The 17247-nt window shown below is 56.9% G+C and carries 19 protein-coding genes; 9 read left to right on the top strand and 10 right to left on the bottom strand.

Features of this window, described 5'->3' with window-relative positions; all coding sequences use genetic code 11:
* Positions 1-142 precede the first annotated feature (142 nt).
* Entirely contained in the window at positions 143-1105 is a 963-nt protein-coding gene (locus HHJ17_RS06320) for a tripartite tricarboxylate transporter substrate binding protein BugE (RefSeq protein ID WP_296505264.1), read from the top strand.
* Entirely contained in the window at positions 1102-2016 is a 915-nt protein-coding gene (gene xerD, locus HHJ17_RS06315; RefSeq protein ID WP_296499066.1) for a site-specific tyrosine recombinase XerD, read from the top strand. Before HHJ17_RS06320 ends, xerD begins: the two co-directional genes overlap by 4 nt.
* 29 nt (positions 2017-2045) lie before the next feature.
* Here xerD and HHJ17_RS06310 read toward each other — a convergent pair whose 3' ends face one another.
* On the bottom strand, positions 2046-3302 hold the full coding sequence (locus tag HHJ17_RS06310; RefSeq protein WP_296499063.1) for an HDOD domain-containing protein: 1257 nt from the start codon (positions 3300-3302) through the stop codon (positions 2046-2048).
* A gap of 164 nt (positions 3303-3466) precedes the next feature.
* Between HHJ17_RS06310 and HHJ17_RS06305 the strand changes: the two genes are divergently transcribed.
* Complete coding sequence (locus tag HHJ17_RS06305; protein WP_296499060.1) at positions 3467-3991, top strand: gamma carbonic anhydrase family protein; 525 nt, start codon at positions 3467-3469, stop codon at positions 3989-3991.
* 55 nt (positions 3992-4046) lie between these two features.
* On the top strand, positions 4047-5036 hold the full coding sequence (locus tag HHJ17_RS06300) for an Hsp33 family molecular chaperone HslO (RefSeq protein WP_296499057.1): 990 nt from the start codon (positions 4047-4049) through the stop codon (positions 5034-5036).
* Between the two features lie 6 nt (positions 5037-5042).
* Here the strand turns inward: HHJ17_RS06300 and HHJ17_RS06295 are convergent, their stop codons facing one another.
* From HHJ17_RS06295 to HHJ17_RS06275, 5 genes are all read right to left on the bottom strand, one after another.
* On the bottom strand, positions 5043-5588 hold the full coding sequence (locus HHJ17_RS06295; RefSeq protein WP_296499055.1) for a hypothetical protein: 546 nt from the start codon (positions 5586-5588) through the stop codon (positions 5043-5045).
* Between the two features lie 43 nt (positions 5589-5631).
* Entirely contained in the window at positions 5632-5907 is a 276-nt protein-coding gene (locus HHJ17_RS06290) for a septum formation initiator family protein (RefSeq protein ID WP_296499053.1), read from the bottom strand.
* Positions 5908-6000: 93 nt separating this feature from the next.
* Positions 6001-7284, bottom strand: coding sequence for a phosphopyruvate hydratase (gene eno, locus HHJ17_RS06285; RefSeq protein ID WP_296499051.1), 1284 nt, complete (start codon positions 7282-7284; stop codon positions 6001-6003).
* Positions 7285-7325: 41 nt separating this feature from the next.
* Positions 7326-8177: a 3-deoxy-8-phosphooctulonate synthase gene (kdsA, locus tag HHJ17_RS06280; RefSeq protein ID WP_296499049.1), complete on the bottom strand. Its 852-nt coding sequence runs from the start codon at positions 8175-8177 to the stop codon at positions 7326-7328.
* On the bottom strand, positions 8177-9844 hold the full coding sequence (locus tag HHJ17_RS06275) for a CTP synthase (protein ID WP_296499048.1): 1668 nt from the start codon (positions 9842-9844) through the stop codon (positions 8177-8179). Before HHJ17_RS06275 ends, kdsA begins: the two co-directional genes overlap by 1 nt.
* A gap of 110 nt (positions 9845-9954) precedes the next feature.
* Here HHJ17_RS06275 and coaBC point away from each other — a divergent pair, with 110 nt between their 5' ends.
* Together coaBC and dut are read left to right on the top strand one after the other, a co-directional pair.
* Positions 9955-11175 carry a bifunctional phosphopantothenoylcysteine decarboxylase/phosphopantothenate--cysteine ligase CoaBC gene (gene coaBC, locus HHJ17_RS06270; protein ID WP_296499046.1) on the top strand — a complete coding sequence of 407 codons (1221 nt, stop codon included), beginning with the start codon at positions 9955-9957 and terminating at the stop codon, positions 11173-11175.
* Between the two features lie 4 nt (positions 11176-11179).
* A complete protein-coding gene (gene dut / locus HHJ17_RS06265; protein ID WP_296499044.1) occupies positions 11180-11626 on the top strand; it encodes a dUTP diphosphatase in 447 nt (148 codons plus the stop codon).
* A 1-nt stretch (position 11627) separates the two neighbouring features.
* Here dut and HHJ17_RS06260 read toward each other — a convergent pair whose 3' ends face one another.
* Entirely contained in the window at positions 11628-12161 is a 534-nt protein-coding gene (locus tag HHJ17_RS06260) for an FKBP-type peptidyl-prolyl cis-trans isomerase (protein WP_296499042.1), read from the bottom strand.
* A 51-nt stretch (positions 12162-12212) separates the two neighbouring features.
* Between HHJ17_RS06260 and HHJ17_RS06255 the strand changes: the two genes are divergently transcribed.
* From HHJ17_RS06255 to HHJ17_RS06245, 3 genes are all read left to right on the top strand, one after another.
* Positions 12213-13367, top strand: a complete 1155-nt coding sequence (locus tag HHJ17_RS06255; RefSeq protein ID WP_296499040.1) for a cupin domain-containing protein — start codon at positions 12213-12215, stop codon at positions 13365-13367.
* Entirely contained in the window at positions 13348-13872 is a 525-nt protein-coding gene (locus HHJ17_RS06250; protein ID WP_296499037.1) for a hypothetical protein, read from the top strand. The genes HHJ17_RS06255 and HHJ17_RS06250 overlap by 20 nt, the downstream gene beginning before the upstream one ends.
* Before the next feature lie 108 nt (positions 13873-13980).
* Positions 13981-14250 (top strand): hypothetical protein, encoded by a 270-nt coding sequence (locus tag HHJ17_RS06245; protein WP_296499032.1) that lies wholly within the window; start codon positions 13981-13983, stop codon positions 14248-14250.
* A gap of 345 nt (positions 14251-14595) precedes the next feature.
* Here HHJ17_RS06245 and bamC read toward each other — a convergent pair whose 3' ends face one another.
* From bamC to HHJ17_RS06230, 3 genes are read right to left on the bottom strand one after another with little or no spacing between them, the layout of a single operon-like run.
* Positions 14596-15675 carry an outer membrane protein assembly factor BamC gene (gene bamC / locus HHJ17_RS06240; protein ID WP_296499029.1) on the bottom strand — a complete coding sequence of 360 codons (1080 nt, stop codon included), beginning with the start codon at positions 15673-15675 and terminating at the stop codon, positions 14596-14598.
* A 43-nt stretch (positions 15676-15718) separates the two neighbouring features.
* Positions 15719-16612, bottom strand: coding sequence for a 4-hydroxy-tetrahydrodipicolinate synthase (dapA, locus tag HHJ17_RS06235; protein ID WP_296499026.1), 894 nt, complete (start codon positions 16610-16612; stop codon positions 15719-15721).
* A 36-nt stretch (positions 16613-16648) separates the two neighbouring features.
* On the bottom strand, positions 16649-17236 hold the full coding sequence (locus HHJ17_RS06230; RefSeq protein WP_296499024.1) for a class I SAM-dependent methyltransferase: 588 nt from the start codon (positions 17234-17236) through the stop codon (positions 16649-16651).
* Positions 17237-17247: the final 11 nt, after the last annotated feature.

Below are 17247 nucleotides of genomic sequence, written 5' to 3'. Positions count from 1 at the left end.
CATTCCGATAGGGCGGGTCTTGCGGTGAGTGCTGTCGCCTTGAGGGTTTGCCCCTAGGGATCAAACACCGCCAGACGGGGCAGTGCGACGCTAAACTGACCCTTGAATTTTTTCAATTCAGTACCTGAGGAGTCCATCCATCATGCATCGTCGAACACTATTCGCTTTGAGCCTGCTCGTTGTTACGGGTGCCGCCATGGCACAGGGTTATCCCAACAAGGTCATCAAGCTGCAGGTGCCTTTTGCACCGGGTGGTACCACCGACATCATTGCCCGCACGATTTCAGACGCGCTGGGCAAAGCCTTGGGCCAGACGGTCGTGGTGGAAAACCGGGCTGGCGGTGGCGGTGTGATCGGTGCCAACGACACGGCCAAGGCCGCGCCGGATGGCTACTCACTGGGCATGGCCACCGTGTCCACCACGGCGGCCAATCCCGCGATCAACCCGCGCACGCCGTACAACCCGCTGACCGATTTCACCCCCATCATCAACATTGCCGCAACCCCCAATGTGATTGCGGTGCACCCCAGTTTCCCGGCGAAAGACTACAAAGGCTTTGTCGCTGAACTGAAGAAGAATCCTGGCAAATACTCGTATTCGTCGTCGGGTACGGGCGGCATCGGGCACCTGCAGATGGAGTTGTACAAAAATTTGAGCGGTACTTTTGTCACCCATATTCCTTACCGCGGCGCGGGCCCGGCCCTGAACGACACCGTTGCGGGCCAGGTGCTGATGACCTTTGACAACCTGCCGTCGGCCTTGCCGTTCATCCAAAGCAACCGCCTGGTGCCGATCGTGGTGGCAGCACCGCAGCGGCTGTCTCAATTGCCGAATGTGCCGACCTTCAAGGAGGTGGGGCTGGAGCCGGTGAACCGCATGGCTTATTACGGCATTTATGGCCCCAAAGGAATGTCGAAAGAAGTGGTGGACAAAATCAATGCCGGCGTGCGCAAAGCATTGGAAGACCCGGCGGTGAAAAAGCGGATCGAAGACACCGGTTCCATCATCATTGCCAACACGCCCGAGCAGTTCGCCGCGCAGATCAAGGCCGAGTTTGACGTTTACAAAAAAGTGGTTGAGTCGTCTCGCCTCACGCTCGAGTGAGGACCGGTGCACTGCCGGCTGCGGCGGCCATCGACGCCTTCATTGACGCCTTGTGGCTGGAGGAGGGCTTGTCCAAAAACACCCTTGCAGCCTATCGACGTGACCTGACACTGTATGCCGCCTGGTTGCAGGGGAGGGAGCGGGTGTTGATCGATACATCCGAGAACGACCTGAACGGGTATTTTGCCGCCCAGCACAGCACCACCAAGGCCACCACGGCCAACCGGCGACTGACGGTTTTCAAGCGCTACTTCCGCTGGGCCTTGCGCGAGCACCTGATTGTTTCTGATCCGACGCTGAAACTGCAGGCGGCCAAACAGGCCTTGCGAGTGCCCAAAACGTTGACGGAATCGCAGGTCGAAGCGTTGCTGGCGGCGCCTGATACCAGCACGCCGCTGGGCGTGCGCGACCGCACCATGCTGGAGCTGATGTATGCCAGCGGCCTGCGTGTCAGTGAGCTGGTGACACTCAAGGTGTTCAATGTGAGTCTGTCAGAAAACGTACTGCGTGTGTTTGGCAAAGGCAACAAGGAACGGCTGGTTCCTTTTGGCGAGGTGGCCAGTGCCTGGCTCAGTCGATACCTGACCGGGGCACGCCCGGGCCTGCTGGCGGGCAAGCAGACCGAAGACCTGTTTGTGACGCTGCGGGGCGTCAATGCCGGCTCGGCCATGAGCCGGGTGATGTTCTGGATGATTGTTAAAAAGTATGCCGTGAGCGCGGGCATCACGGCACCTTTGTCACCGCACACCTTGCGCCATGCTTTTGCCACGCATCTGCTGAACCATGGTGCTGATTTGCGTGCAGTGCAGATGCTGCTGGGGCATGCCGATATTTCAACCACGACCATCTACACCCATGTGGCCCGCGAACGGTTGAAGTCCTTGCATGCCCAGCATCATCCCCGCGGTTAGCGCGGGGTGAATTTTGATCGGCGGGCGTTTTAGTCCGCGAGCGTTTCGGCCCAGGCCAGGGCTTGCAGATGCGCCCAGTTCACCTGTCGGTTGTTCAAATGAAGGGCGTCCGCCGTTCTGCCAAACGCCTCGTCATCGGCGTTTTCGCAGGCCTTGGTTAATTCCAGAAACGGGGCCAGAACGCCTGTGTGATGCAGCAGCGCATTGACCACGGTTTCCGGCAGGGAGATCGACTCCAGTGCCTTTTCCAGCGGAATGCCCAGCATGGTGTCGAGCAAGGAAAATACGCCGACAACAAAGGCGTTGTCGCATTCGTCCGGGGGCAATAGCTCAGTTGCCAGCAGCTCCATCAATCGGCCGCGGACAACGGCCATGTTGCCGACGGCTGGCGCGACACCGGTGGTGCGGGAGGTGGTCAATAACAGCGCCGCCCATCGAAACAGCTTTTTTAGGCCGAGAATCATCACCGCATGGCGAAAGGAGGTGATCTCGCAACTCAGTCCAAACCCCGATGAATTGATAAAGCGGAGAAGGTTGAATGACAGCGTGGGGTCCCTTTTGAGAACTTCTTCAATTTCGGCGGTGCTGGCCTGCTTGCGCACCAGGTTGATCAGCTGGATGATGGCCGCCTGCGCCGGGCGCACGGTTTGCCCGGTGAAGAGAACCGGTTTTGCAAACCAGTAGCCCTGAAACAGTTTCAGTCCCAAGCCCGCCACCTGTTCGAATTGCGCGGCGGTCTCTACTTTTTCCGCAATGAGTTGGGCGGTAGAGCTTGTTTGCGCCAGGTGGATGACCGAACTGACGGCCTCGGGCGGGAGCTTGGAGAGATCAAGTTTGATGAACGAGGCCAGGGGCAGCCAGCTGGCGTAAGGCCGGGTCAATACGGTGTGGTCGAAGGCGAGCCGGAAGCCCCGTTTGGCCATGTCGGTCAGCGTCTGCAAACGCGCCTCGATTTCATCGGTGGCCGCGACGGCTAAAGGCGGTATCTCCAGAACCACCCGGTCAGGTTGAATCAATTCCAGATGGCCACCGGCCAGCGTTTCATGGGTGCAATTGATAAAGATATTTTTTCGGTCAATCAATACCTCGCTGTCGGCGTGCGACAGAACATTGAACAGCATCGCGGCATCACTCGCAGCGGTGTGGGTGGTTGAAGCCAGTGAGCGGTCAAATAACTCATAGCCAAAAACGTCACGATTGTGGTCAAGAATGGCTTGACGCGCGATGGCGATAGAGTTTTGCGGCAACGTTTCCGATGCCGGGTCGATTTCAGGTGTGTTTGACATGAGATGCCAGGAAGGTGTGACCGTTCATTTTAAGGAGCATGGGGCCCAGTTGACGCTGCCGTACGGAGGCCGGTATCTCCTGGCGCGTCATTCGTTGTGCTGAGTTTGGCATGTTTGAGATTCCATCCTTACAATTCTAGAAAATCTGAAGAAATGGAATCCATATGGCGATCTACGAACTTGACGGCGCGGCCCCCCGGATTGCAGACTCGGTCTGGGTTGCGGACAGTGCCCAGGTAATGGGGAATGTCGAGCTGGCGGACGACGCCAGCGTTTGGTTTGGTGCCGTGATTCGGGGTGATATGGACACCATCCGGATTGGCCGGCGCACCAATATTCAGGATATGAGCGTCTTGCATGCGGATGTGGGCATGCCGTTGACGTTGGGTGACGACGTGACGGTCGGGCACCAGGTCATGCTGCATGGCTGCACGATTGGTGACGGCTCCTTGATCGGTATCGGTGCGGTGGTTCTCAATGGGGCAAAAATCGGCAAGGGTTGTCTTGTCGGAGCCGGTTCTTTGGTGACAGAAGGAAAGGAATTTCCGGATGGTTCGATGATCATGGGGAGTCCGGCCAAGGTGGTGCGCCAGCTCACGCCCGCGCAGTTGGAAGGCTTGTTGCTCAGTGCCCAGCACTACGTTGCCAATGCCCAGCGTTATCGCGCCGGGTTGAGAAAAATTGCCTGATTATTGGCAGTGATTGTTTCAATGATTGATGTTTTGAATGTGAACGGAAAAGTGCGTGTCTGAAATTCATAAGTTTCTATTTGATGGCCTGCCGGTGCGCGGCGTCCTGGTTCGCCTGACTGATGCGTGGACTGAAGTTCTGCGTCGCCATGCCTCTGGCAGTGCGGCAGGCGCTTACCCACTGCCGGTGCAAAACATGCTGGGGGAAATGGTGGCCGCCGCTACCCTGATGCAGTCGAACATCAAGTTCAACGGCTCATTGATTTTGCAGATCTTTGGCGATGGACCGGTCAAGCTGGCCGTGGTGGAGGTTCAGCCTGATTTCGGGTTACGGGCCACGGCCACGGTGATTGGCGATATTGCGGCCGATGCTTCGCTAAGCGAATTGGTCAATGTTAACAACGAGGGGAAATGTGCCATCACGCTGGACCCCAAGACCCGCTTTCCGGGACAGCAACCGTATCAAGGTGTCGTGCCTTTGTTCGGGGATGAGCGGGAGAAGCTTGAGAAGTTGAGCGAAGTGCTGGAGCACTACATGCTGCAGAGCGAGCAGCTTGACACGACGCTGGTGTTGGCCGCCGACGACAAAGTGGCGGCCGGGCTGTTGATTCAGCGCTTGCCGATGGCGGGGAGCGGCAACTTGGCGGGAAGTCTGGTGAGTCAAGCCAATGAAGATGAAATTGGCATCAACGAGCACTACAACCGTATTGCCATCCTCGCCTCGACCTTGAAGCGCGAAGAGCTTTTGACACTGGATGTGGAGACCGTTCTCCGGCGCCTGTTTTGGGAAGAGACCTTGACACGCTTTGAGCCGCTGGCGGGCGAAGCAGCGCCACGTTTTTCGTGCACCTGCAGTCGTGAACGTGTGAGCAAGATGATTTTTGGGCTGGGTCTTGAAGAAGCACAAAGTATCCTCGCGGAGCGCGGTGACATTGAAGTTGGCTGTGAATTCTGCGGCTTGCAATACCACTTTGATCCGATCGATGTGGCTCAAATTTTCAGGGTGACTGGCGACCTGCCACCCTCGAGCGAGGCTGTGCAGTAAGCCTCTTTATCGGCGACCAATTTTGAGTTGACGGGTGAACATCTGCTGTTCACATTCCGGGTCGCTGCATTTTTCGCAAGCCCAATGCCAATGGCCCGGACCTGTCGCCTCGGTCTTCTCGTTGCGTAAAGAGGCGATGGCTTTGAGCGCGGTGTTCAGGCGGGCGGGACCCTGGCCATAAATCACAGAGTAGGCAATCTTGTTGCGCGTGAGCACCTCTCGCAGCTGCGCTTCGATCGATTCGTATGAGTCCGCGCCATCGCAGGCTTGTCTTGCAGACGGGCCTAAATTGTCGAGTCCGCAGACCAGCGTCAAGTCGTAGATTTTGTGTTGGGCGAGCGCGACCTCGTGGTGCGACGAGTCGCTGTGCCGCAAGTCGGCGTAGATCGCGGCCATCAAGGGTGGGGCATCGGTAAGCACCACAGGAGCTACTGCATTATTCGCCGTCGTCGCGCTTAAATGTTGCCTGAGTTCGCTCACCAGTTGCGTTTTGCCAGTGCCAGGTGCGCCCAAAACCGCAATTTTCAGGGGTGACGTTGAATCAAGTTGCATGCGATGCCGTGTTCGAGCAGTCCCGGAATTGCCGGCCAGCCTGCTACTTGGCGATTTGAACGTAAATCTCGTTGGACTTGACCATGCCGAGTTCCATTCGCGCTTTTTCTTCGACCATTTCCAGGCCTTCCTTCAGGTCCCGAACTTCGGCGGCCAGCCGATTGTTGGCCAGGAGTGCTTGTTGGTTTTGCTGGTTCTGTGCATTGAGTTGCGCTGTCATGCGGGCCACCACCGGCACACTGCCGCGGCCGAACCACAACTGCGCGTGAAGAATCACCAGCAGTGCGATCAGAGCGACCGGGACAATGCGGTTGCCCAAGGTCAGGCCTCCGACGGGCCGCCCCTAAGAGGCCTGAGCCCCCTCGGAGGACAGTGCAGCGGCACAGCCGCCAACGTGGAGGCCAACATCTCTTTAGCGCAGGTTGTAAAAAGCAGCGCGACCGGGATAGGTGGCGATGTCACCCAAGTCTTCTTCAATGCGCAACAGCTGGTTGTACTTGGCCATGCGGTCCGAACGGCTCAAGCTGCCGGTCTTGATCTGACCCGCGTTGGTGCCCACGGCGATGTCGGCAATGGTGGAGTCCTCGGTCTCGCCCGAACGGTGGCTGATGACGGCGGTGTAGCCCGCGCGCTTGGCCATCTCGATGGCGGCAAAGGTCTCGGTCAGGGTGCCGATCTGGTTGATCTTGATCAGAATCGAGTTGGCAATGCCCTTGTCGATGCCTTCTTTAAAGATCTTGGTGTTGGTGACAAACAGATCATCGCCCACGATCTGGACTTGTTTGCCTAAACGATCGGTCAGGATTTTCCAGCCATCCCAGTCGTTTTCGGCCATGCCGTCTTCGATGCTGATGATGGGGTATTTGTCCACCCAGGTCGCGAGCACATTGGTCCACTCTTCAGAGGACAAGGACAAGCCTTCACCTGCAAGATGGTATTTGCCGTCTTTGTAGAACTCGCTGGCTGCGCAATCAAGACCGATGGCAATCTGCTCGCCAGCGGTGAAGCCCGCCTTGTCAATGGCTTCCAGGATCAACAGGATCGCCGCTTCATGGCTGGCTACGCTCGGTGTGAAACCGCCTTCGTCGCCCACGGCGGTACTCATGCCCTTGTCGTGGATGATTTTCTTGAGGGCATGGAACACCTCGGCGCCGTAGCGCAAAGCTTCGCGAAAGCTGGGTGCGCCGACCGGGATGATCATGAACTCCTGGATATCCAGATTGTTGTTGGCGTGCGCGCCGCCATTGACCACGTTCATCATGGGCACAGGCATCTGCATCGAGCCCATGCCACCAAAGTAGCGGTACAGCGGCAGGCCGGACTCTTCAGCCGCAGCGCGCGCGACCGCCATCGAGACGGCCAGCATGGCATTGGCGCCCAGGCGCGATTTGTTTTCGGTGCCGTCCAGATCGATCAGCGTCTTGTCCAAAAAGGCTTGCTCGGAGGCATCCAAGCCCAACACGGCTTCAGAAATTTCGGTATTGATGTGCTCAACCGCTTTCAGGACACCCTTGCCCAAGTAGCGGCTTTTGTCGCCATCGCGCAGTTCAATGGCTTCCCGGCTACCGGTGGAGGCGCCCGACGGCACGGCGGCACGGCCCATGGTGCCGGATTCCAGCAACACATCACATTCCACGGTGGGGTTGCCCCGGGAGTCAAGAATTTCGCGACCGACGATGTCAACAATTGCACTCATTGATTTCTTTCAAAAACAAAAAATAATACGAAGATGGAAAACTAAAAACTATTTTCAAGGAAGCCGTTTTTCTTGGTCACAGCATCCAGGGCCACCAGCGTCTCCAGCAAGGCCCGCATGTGTTTGAGAGGCACCGCATTGGGTCCGTCACTCAAAGCTTTGGATGGGTCCGGATGAGTTTCCATGAACAAGCCGGCGACGCCTACCGCCACAGCGGCGCGCGCCAGCACTGGCACCATCTCGCGTTGCCCACCACTGCTGGTGCCTTGACCGCCCGGCAGCTGAACCGAGTGGGTGGCGTCAAACACCACAGGGGCTCCGGTCTCGCGCATGATGGCCAGGGAACGCATGTCGCTAACCAGGTTGTTGTAGCCAAAGCTGGCGCCGCGCTCGCAGGCCATGAAGTTGTCTTCTTCCAGACCTTTTTCACGGGCCGCCGCCCGTGCCTTGTCGATCACATTTTTCATGTCACCCGGTGCCAAAAACTGGCCTTTTTTGATATTGACCGGCAGGCCCGACTGCGCCACGGCGCGAATGAAGTCAGTCTGGCGGCACAAAAAAGCCGGGGTTTGCAGGACATCCACCACCGAGGCCACTTGGGCGATCTGGTCTTCCGAATGGATGTCGGTCAAAATGGGCAGGTTGAGTTCACGCTTGATTTTGGCCAGAATTTCCAGTCCCTTGTCAATGCCGGGACCGCGAAACGTGCTGCCGCTGGAGCGGTTGGCCTTGTCAAAGCTGCTCTTGAAGATAAACGGAATGCCCAGGCTGGTCGTGATTTCCTTCAAGGTGCCAGCCGTGTCCATCTGCAACTGCTCTGATTCAATCACGCAGGGGCCGGCAATGAGGAAGAAACGTTGTTGCAAGCCAATGTCAAATCCGCACAGCTTCATCAGGCCACCGCTTTCAAGTTTTTGCCGGCAGCCTGGTGGTCCAGCGCCGCCTTGACGAAGGCATTGAACAGGGGATGCCCATCCCACGGGGTCGACTTGAACTCGGGGTGAAACTGCACGCCCATGAACCAGGGGTGAACGTTCTGTGGCAACTCGACAATTTCGGTCAACTGCTCACGTTGCGTCAGGGCTGAAATCACCAGCCCCGCCTTGCGCAGCGTGTCTAAGAAGTTCACATTGGCCTCGTAGCGGTGGCGGTGGCGCTCGGTGACAACGTCGCCGTAAATTTTGTGCGCCAACGTGCCTTTGACCACGTCAGAACTTTGCGCGCCCAAACGCATGGTGCCACCCAAGTCGGAGTTTTCGTCACGAATTTTGATCGTGCCGTCATCGTCTTTCCATTCGGTGATCAAAGCGATCACGGGATTGGGGCTGTTGGGTTCGAACTCGGTACTGTTGGCGTCTTTCAGGCCTGCCACATGGCGGGCAAATTCGATCGTGGCCACCTGCATCCCCAGGCAGATGCCCAGATAAGGCACCTTGTTTTCCCGGGCAAAGCGAGCTGCGCAAATCTTGCCTTCAACGCCGCGAATGCCGAAACCGCCCGGCACCAGAATGGCATCAAACTTGGCCAGTTGCTTCACGCTGTCCGGCGTGATGGTTTCGGAATCGAAGTAGTTAATCTTCACCCGCACATGATTTTTCATGCCAGCGTGCCGCAGGGCTTCATTGAGCGACTTGTAGCTGTCGCTCAAATCGACGTACTTGCCGACCATGGCGATATTGACTTCGCCTTGCGGGTGTTCAATCTCGTACACCAGATCGTCCCAGCGCTTCAAATTAGCGGGCGGCGTGTTAAGGCGCAGTTTGTCGCAAATCAGACCATCCAGACCTTGCTCATGCAGCATGCGCGGCACTTTGTAGATGGTGTCGACGTCCCACATGGAGATGACGCCCCAGTCCGGCACGTTGGAGAAGAGGGAGATTTTTTGCCGCTCTTCTTCCGGGATCGGCCGGTCAGCCCGGCAGATCAGTGCATCGGCCTGAATGCCGATTTCACGCAACTGCTTGGCGGTGTGCTGGGTCGGTTTGGTTTTAAGTTCACCCGCCGCTGCGATCCAGGGTACGTAGCTCAAATGCACAAAAGCGCTGTTGTTGGGCCCCAGCTTCAGGCTCATCTGGCGCACCGCTTCCAGGAACGGTAACGACTCAATGTCGCCGACCGTGCCGCCAATTTCGACAATGGCAACATCCACGGCTTCGGGCGTGCCGATGCGGGCACCGCGTCGGACGAAATCCTGGATTTCGTTGGTGACGTGGGGGATGACCTGGACCGTTTTGCCCAGGTAGTCGCCGCGGCGTTCTTTCTCCAACACGCTTTTGTAGATTTGGCCGGTGGTGAAGTTGTTGGCCTTGCGCATGCGTGATTCCACAAAGCGCTCATAGTGGCCAAGGTCAAGATCGGTTTCGGCGCCATCTTCAGTGACGAACACTTCGCCATGTTGAAAAGGCGACATGGTGCCGGGATCGACGTTGAGGTACGGGTCAAGCTTGATTAAAGTGACTGTGAGGCCTCGCGATTCCAGAATCGCTGCTAAGGAGGCTGAGGCGATTCCCTTGCCAAGGGAAGACACCACACCGCCGGTGACGAAGACAAATTTGGTCATGTCAGAGGGAGCTGCAAGCTCGGGGAGGTGGTAAAGAGCAATTATAGGTGCCTGATCTGCCCCTTCGGGTGCGACATCCCGGCAACATTACAGTCTGCTACATTTTGCCAATGAATGACCTTGCTGGAAAACACATTGTTCTGGGCCTGACCGGTGGCATTGCTTGCTACAAGGCGGCTGAGTTGTGCCGCGCATTGCTCAAAGAGGGGGCCACCGTGCAGGTGGTCATGACCGAGGCGGCCGAGCAATTCATCACGCCGGTCACCATGCAGGCCTTGAGTCAGCGCCCTGTTTTTGACTCGCAGTGGGATGCGCGGGCGTCCAATAACATGCCGCACATCAACCTGAGTCGCGAGGCCGATGCGATTCTGATCGCCCCGTGCAGTGCCGATTTCATGGCCAAGCTTGTGCAGGGGCGGGCGGATGATCTGTTAAGCCTGATGTGCCTGGCGCGGCCACTGGACAACGTGCCCTTGCTGCTGGCCCCGGCCATGAATCGCGAAATGTGGACCCATCCCGCTACCCGGCGCAATGTGACGCAGTTGAAAGCAGACGGCGCCACTATTTTTGACGTTGGCTGCGGCGATCAGGCCTGCGGCGAAACGGGCGATGGCCGCATGCTGGAGCCGCAGGAGTTGCTGGACGAGGTGATTGCATTTTTTCAGCCGAAAACGCTGGCTGGGCAGCATGTGCTGGTCACGGCCGGGCCGACCTATGAAGCGATTGACCCAGTGCGCGGCATCACCAATTTGTCGAGCGGGAAAATGGGCTTTGCCATTGCCCGCGCTGCCCGTGAGGCAGGGGCGGAAGTGACGCTGGTTGCGGGGCCGGTGCACTTGGCCACCCCGCGTGGCGTGACCCGAATTGACATCCAATCGGCACAAAATATGCATCAAGCCGCCGTCGAATATGCGCAGAATGCTACTATTTTTATAGCGACGGCGGCGGTGGCGGACTGGCGTCCGGCCAACTCGGCCGAGCAAAAAATCAAGAAAGACGGCTCTGGCGACGTGCCTAAGTTGACGTTCGTGGAAAACCCGGACATCTTGGCCACGCTGGCCCAGTCGCCGCGTGGCCGCTCTGGTGCGCTTTACTGTGTGGGTTTTGCCGCCGAGAGTCAGGATCTGCTGGCCAACGCGCAGGCCAAACGCCTGCGCAAAGGGGTCCCCCTGTTGGTGGGGAATATCGGTCCGGCCACTTTTGGACAGGATGACAATGCTTTGCTGCTGGTGGACGAGCTGGGCAGCAAAGAAATGGTCCGTGATTCCAAGCTTGCGCTTGCTCGTAAACTAATAGCAGACATCGCAACAAGAATAAGGGCTAGAAGCTAATTTTATGAAAATTGACGTCAAGATCATGGACGCCCGCATGGCAGACCAGTTGCCAGCCTATGCCACACCCGGCAGTGCCGGGCTGGATTTGCGGGCCTGTCTGAGTGAGCCGCTGACCTTGCAGCCCAATGCGTGGCAACTGGTGCCGACGGGCATTGCCATCTACCTGCAGGATCCGAACTTTGCCGCCATCATCCTGCCGCGATCCGGTTTGGGCCACAAGCATGGCATCGTGCTCGGCAATCTGGTTGGTTTGGTTGACAGCGATTACCAGGGCCAACTCATGGTGAGCGCCTGGAACCGCAGTGATGTCGCCTTCACCATTGCGCCGATGGAGCGCATTGCCCAGTTGGTCATTGTTCCTGTGGTGCAAGCGCAGTTCAACGTGGTGACCGAATTCCCGGCCAGTGAGCGGGGCGAGGGTGGTTACGGCTCGACCGGAAAATCTTGAATTAATGCAGGGTGTCGTTGCCGGGGGCCGTTGCATGCAAGGGTTGAATCTTGAAGAACCCGGTGCCGGCCGAGCCGCGTCCAATTTCTTCTTCGGTCGCTTCCCGGATGGCCTCAATCGTCAGGCTCAGGCGTAAAGCGATGCCTGCGAGCGGGTGGTTGCCGTCCAGCACGACATGCTCTGGATAGATTTCGGTGACGGTGTACAGCGCATCTCTGGGGGCGTCCGGATTGCAACCCGCTGGCAGTGACGCGCCTTCAAATGTCATGCCTTCTTCCAGTTCGGCAGGGAAGAGTTCGCGCGATTCCAGGAAGAGCAACTGATCATTGAAGTCACCGAAACCTTGTTCGGGTTCAATTTGGATGTCAATCTCCGCGCCGACTTCTTGGCCCTGCAAAGCTTCTTCAATGATCTGAAAAAGATCTTCACCCCCCACCAAAAACTCAACCGGCTCGTCGAGCACGTCAAGTTCTTCGCCCAAGGTATCTTTCAGGGTCCAGGTCAAAGCGACCACGCATTGTTGTTTGATTTCCATAGGAGAATTGTCGCAGTTTGAAAAGTAAATGGTTTTAGTCTGGAGATTTGTATGGATGTCAATCAAGCCCTGCCCTTGTTGGGTGGGATGAGCCCCCAATTGTTCATGAAACGGCATTGGCAAAAAAAGCCATTGTTGGTGCGGCAAGCCATTGCCAACTTCAAGCCCTTGCTGGACCGTGGTGAACTGTTTGAGTTGGCTGCCCTTGATGGCGCGCAGGCGCGCCTGGTCATTCAGGAGCCAGGGGAGAAGCCGGGTTGGCGCTTCAAGCAGGGGCCCTTTGAGCGGCGTGCCTTGCCGGCCCTGAAGCGCCCGGGCTGGACCTTGCTGGTGCAAGGGGTGGATCTCGAACACGATGCCGTCTATGATTTGATAAATCAATTTCGGTTTGTGCCAGACGCTCGACTCGATGATCTGATGATCAGTTACGCCACGGATGGCGGCGGTGTCGGCCCGCACTTTGACAGCTACGACGTTTTCTTGCTGCAGGCGCATGGGCGCAGACGCTGGCGGATTGGACGTCAAAAAGACAAGACCTTGCAGCCGGATGTTCCGCTGAAAATTCTCGCCAATTTCGAGCCGGAAGAAGAGTTTGTGCTGGAGCCTGGGGATATGTTGTACTTGCCGCTCCTGCATGCCCATGACGGCATCGCCATGGGGGAATGCATGACGTATTCCATCGGTTTCAGGTCGCCCAGCCGGGGTGAACTGGCGCGCGAACTGTTGCAGCGTCTGGCGGAGGAAGCAGAAGACCTCGTCGGCGTTTCCGTGTACCGAGATCCACACCAGGCGGCAGTCGTTCAGCCCGCAGAAATTCCGACCCAAATGATCGAATTTGCGCGGGATGCCTTGCAAGGGGCTTTGAAAGACCCCGAAGCGCTGGGGCGTGCTTTGGGTGAGTATTTGACGGAACCCAAAGCCAATGTCTGGTTCGATGCCGCCGAGCCTGGCGCTACACCTCCGGCGGGTCAAGCCGCGGGGCCAGTGCGCCTTGATCGTCGGACGAAAATGATGTTCGATGCCCGGCATATTTTCATCAACGGCGAAAGTTTCAGGGCATCCGGACGCGATGCGACGCTGATGCGACGTTTGGCCGATCAACGTTATCTCAGTCAGCCAGATGTGGGCCGGACCAGCGCAGAAGCTCGTTCCTTGCTGCAGGATTGGGCTGACGCAGGATGGTTGCATGGACTCAGAGAAGCCTGACCCATTGGTGAGCACCTTTCCTGCAACCTTGGCCAGTGGCCGGTTTTCCGGTCGCGAAGCCTTTGAGCAATTGGTGCGAGATGCCTTTGCCCAGGCCGCTCGCGAGGGCTGGTCAGAGATCATCTTAAGTGATGCCACGTTCAAGGATTGGCCCTTGTGCGAGCGCGCGGTCGTTGAATCCTTGCATGCCTGGGCGGCGTCGGGCCGGCGCATGATCATGTTAGCCACTCGGTATGACGAGGTAATAAGAAGCCATGCGCGCTTCGTAACGTGGCGGAAAACCTGGGGCCATATCATCGACTGCTGGATTTGTCGTGTCGCCGCCCCGCCCGATTTTCCCAGTGCGATCTGGAGTCGGACTTGGACAATGCTTCGACTGGACCCGCAACGCAGTATCGGAACCTGTGGGTATGACCGGGAGCGTTCGGTGCAACTCAAGGAGATGCTGGATGAAAAAATCCGGGAAAGTTCTTCTGGGTTTCCGGTTTCCACCTTGGGCCTGTAATCTGCAAGCCGTCTTCATGCTGTGTTTTACAGCAGTTTTGCTTTATAATTTTAAGCTGAGCAAAAAGAGCTCGAGTCGTTTTTGCTCAGTCACTGCAGTCCAACTGCAATGACAATTTCCGGAAATTGTTTCGTTAACTTATCAGGTAATATTCAAATGAATAAATCGCTCGTTTTGGCCGCTGTTATTGCTGCCGCTGCTTTGGCTGCTTGTGGTAAAAAAGAAGAAGCAGTTGCTCCAGTTGCACCTGCTCCTATGGCTGCTCCCGCACCTGCTGCTGCTCCTGCACCTGAAGCAACTGCTTCTGCAGCTGCTCCAGTCGCTGATGATGCTGCCAAAAAGGCCGCTGAAGCTGCTACCGGCGCAGAAAAGAAGTAATCTTCTTTTTCAACGTTGTTGAAAAAAGCCACCGCAAGGTGGCTTTTTTAATGGGGATGTGAAAATGGTGAATGCATTTTCTAAAATTCGTCACAACAAATACTCTGGCCGATCAGGCAAGCCGCGTCGTACGCTTATCGGGTTGCCACTGCCTCTGGAATAAATAATATTTATTGACCTGTCAGCGGACAACCCAATCTACCCCGGTGCTCATCAAGTTACTTGATCGATAACTTAAATGAATAAATATGGGTGCTGGTTTTAACGTCAATTCGACATTTCAGCAGCACGAACACCTAGAGCAGATAAACCCACATTTTCAAATCGCAGCAAGCTGCGTGTTGACTACTTGAGGTCGTCGGCAATAATTTTCACGATTCGCTGCGCATTGTCGGACGTATCTGGCGTACCGCTGGCGTTCAGCACAGAGACGGTTGTCGATTCCCCTTGGCTGACAACGGCAATGCGGTATTTCAAAGGTGCGGCATCTGCTTTTGAGCCACCAAAAAGTTTGCTCAAGAAGCCTGGTTCTGACTTGTCTGCAACAGGCGCCACATAGCGGACAAAATAAATGCCTTTACTGCGATCCCGATCTTCAACGGTGAAGCCGGTGCGATCCAGCGACAAACCAACACGGCGCCACGCCCGATCGAAGCCTTCATCAAGTTGAACCACGGGTTGCCCGTTAACCGTCGCGGCACGCGAACTGTTCTTGGTCGCCCCTGCTGCGATCAATGCCTTGGATTGTTCCTGGGTGACGCCCAGTTTGACCATCAACCGACGCAAAAATTCTGCTTCCAGTTCAGGGTCAGCAGCACGCGGTTGCCATATCGTTTTATCTTTTTGTGCACTGTCGAACACTTCAATCATGCCCCGATGGCTGATGTAGATCTCGGTCCCGCCCGTCGCATTGCGTTCGAGACGGGTGCGAAACTTATCGCGCTCGCCGCTTGAATACAGCGAGTCAAGCACTTTACCGAGTGTGTTGCGAATAAAGTCTTGCGGTATTTTTGCGCGGTTTTCCGCCCAGTCGGTTTCCATGATGCCGAGATTGGCTTGATCCATGGACAGCAGGAAACCATTTTCCTGCCAAAAATCGCGTACCGGCTCCCAAAGTTTATCGGCCGGCCGATTGATCACGAGCCAGCGTTGGTTGCCGGCACGTTCAATCCGGACATCGCCGATGGACGTGACTGCGGTGGGTGCCGATGGGCTGGCCTGACCCAACTGAAAGCTGGACGCCGTCACGGGGCTGCCAGGAACGGCATACCGAGTGTCACGCGACAGTTGTGTCAAATCGGGCGGAACCTCGAGCGAGGGACCTTTGCCAGCGCTTTTGTAATCGATTTTGTCGCTCTCAAGCGCCGAGCATGCTGCAAGCGTCAAAGAAAGGCTTAATAGCGTCAGTCTGGAAAAATGATTCACAAGAATATCCCTTGGGGTAATAGGTGAGGTCTGATCGGATCGATCAGAGCAAGCCGGTTGCGCGCAGGGCGCCTTCAACCACGGCTTCGTTGGCTTGGGTCAATGGCGTCATGGGCAGACGCATGGTGCCAGCGCACAGTTTCATTCGCGCCATGGCCCACTTCACTGGGATCGGGTTGGCCTCCACAAACAGGTTCTTGTGCAATGGCAGCAGTTTGAACTGAATTTCCATGGCCCGTTTGGTATCGCCGGCCATCGCTGCAACGCACAGTTCGTGCATCAGTCGAGGCGCCAGATTGGCGGAGACGCTGATGTTGCCTTGTCCACCACACAGCATGAGGGCGACCGCAGTGGGGTCGTCTCCTGAATAAATGGCAAATCCCTTTGGCACTTCGCGGATCAGCCACTGCGCCCGCTCAATATTGCCGGTCGCTTCCTTGATGCCGACGATGCCGGGCACTTGCGTCAAACGCAGCACGGTGTCATGGAGCATGTCTGCTACAGAGCGACCGGGGACGTTATAAAGAATCATTGGAAGATCAACGGCTTCGGCAATGGCTTTGAAGTGCAGGTACTGCCCTTCCTGGGTCGGCTTGTTGTAGTAGGGCACCACCTGCAACTGGCAATCGGCCCCCACCTGTTTGGCGAACTTGGTGAGTTCGATCGCCTCGGCGGTGGAGTTGGCACCGCAGCCGGCCATGATAGGCACGCGTCCGCCGGCTTGTTCCACCGAGACGCGGATAATTTCGCAATGTTCCTGCACATTGACGGTCGGCGACTCACCGGTGGTGCCCACGACGCCAATGCAGTCGGTGCCTTCTGCGATATGCCAGTCGATCAATTTGCGCAGCGTGGGGTAGTCCACACTGCCATCTTCATGCATGGGTGTGACGAGCGCCACGATGCTGCCCGTGATTTGGCCGGTTGAGGATGTCATGTCCGAGTGTTGGTTAACTGTAAAAGACCATTCTAACTAGAGCCTGTAACGCGTCGGTGAAGACGCCGCTGTATCCCGCGAATCATTGCGGATGGCTGCGATTCGTTGCACGAAGCGCGCTGGATTTTCAAGAAAGCCTTCTTCAAAAGCGACGATGTGCATGTTTCTGAAAACTTGCAGTAATTCGGCGGGGTGCAACAGAAAATCAGGTCGCGACGGTTTGCCCACTGTCTCATTTCCTTTGGCAAACGTCTCATAGATGAGCAGGCCACCGGGCGCAACACTTTGGGCGATCACCGGAAAAAGTGGTCGCCACAAATAGTTGCTAACGATCACGGCGTCGAATTGGCGAGCCTGGTCGCCGTTCATCAGGGGCCAGGGGCCATTTTCGATATCCGCCAGAATGGCCTCGCCGAATTTTGCGGCGGCATGAATCGCCTCCGGTGAGCGATCAACCCCAAGCACCGGGTGGCCCTGCTCCGCGAACCACTTCATGTGGCGACCCTGCCCGCAAGCAATGTCCAGCACTGCCCCACCGGTTGGAACAAGGTGAGACCAGCGTTGGATCCAGCTGGAGGGGGGACCCAGTCCATGCGAGACCGGCGTTGGCGATGTATCAACCATGTTGAACCTTC

The organism is Rhodoferax sp. (genome assembly GCF_012927445.1).
GTDB lineage: Bacteria > Pseudomonadota > Gammaproteobacteria > Burkholderiales > Burkholderiaceae_C > Rhodoferax.
This window is presented reverse-complemented; position numbering and strand designations above follow the sequence as displayed.

Excerpts from the sequence above, each read along its gene's own strand:
- HHJ17_RS06260 (WP_296499042.1), bottom strand. The coding sequence starts at position 12,161 with ATGGAAATCAAACAACAATGCGTGGTCGCTTTGACCTGGACCCTGAAA.
- kdsA (WP_296499049.1), bottom strand. The coding sequence starts at position 8,177 with ATGAAGCTGTGCGGATTTGACATTGGCTTGCAACAACGTTTCTTCCTC.
- HHJ17_RS06250 (WP_296499037.1), top strand. The coding sequence starts at position 13,348 with ATGGACTCAGAGAAGCCTGACCCATTGGTGAGCACCTTTCCTGCAACC.
- dut (WP_296499044.1), top strand. The coding sequence starts at position 11,180 with ATGAAAATTGACGTCAAGATCATGGACGCCCGCATGGCAGACCAGTTG.
- HHJ17_RS06275 (WP_296499048.1), bottom strand. The coding sequence starts at position 9,844 with ATGACCAAATTTGTCTTCGTCACCGGCGGTGTGGTGTCTTCCCTTGGC.
- HHJ17_RS06295 (WP_296499055.1), bottom strand. The coding sequence starts at position 5,588 with ATGCAACTTGATTCAACGTCACCCCTGAAAATTGCGGTTTTGGGCGCA.
- HHJ17_RS06310 (WP_296499063.1), bottom strand. The coding sequence starts at position 3,302 with ATGTCAAACACACCTGAAATCGACCCGGCATCGGAAACGTTGCCGCAA.
- dapA (WP_296499026.1), bottom strand. The coding sequence starts at position 16,612 with ATGACATCCTCAACCGGCCAAATCACGGGCAGCATCGTGGCGCTCGTC.
- eno (WP_296499051.1), bottom strand. The coding sequence starts at position 7,284 with ATGAGTGCAATTGTTGACATCGTCGGTCGCGAAATTCTTGACTCCCGG.
- HHJ17_RS06255 (WP_296499040.1), top strand. The coding sequence starts at position 12,213 with ATGGATGTCAATCAAGCCCTGCCCTTGTTGGGTGGGATGAGCCCCCAA.
- HHJ17_RS06305 (WP_296499060.1), top strand. The coding sequence starts at position 3,467 with ATGGCGATCTACGAACTTGACGGCGCGGCCCCCCGGATTGCAGACTCG.
- coaBC (WP_296499046.1), top strand. The coding sequence starts at position 9,955 with ATGAATGACCTTGCTGGAAAACACATTGTTCTGGGCCTGACCGGTGGC.
- HHJ17_RS06230 (WP_296499024.1), bottom strand. The coding sequence starts at position 17,236 with ATGGTTGATACATCGCCAACGCCGGTCTCGCATGGACTGGGTCCCCCC.
- HHJ17_RS06245 (WP_296499032.1), top strand. The coding sequence starts at position 13,981 with ATGACAATTTCCGGAAATTGTTTCGTTAACTTATCAGGTAATATTCAA.
- HHJ17_RS06320 (WP_296505264.1), top strand. The coding sequence starts at position 143 with ATGCATCGTCGAACACTATTCGCTTTGAGCCTGCTCGTTGTTACGGGT.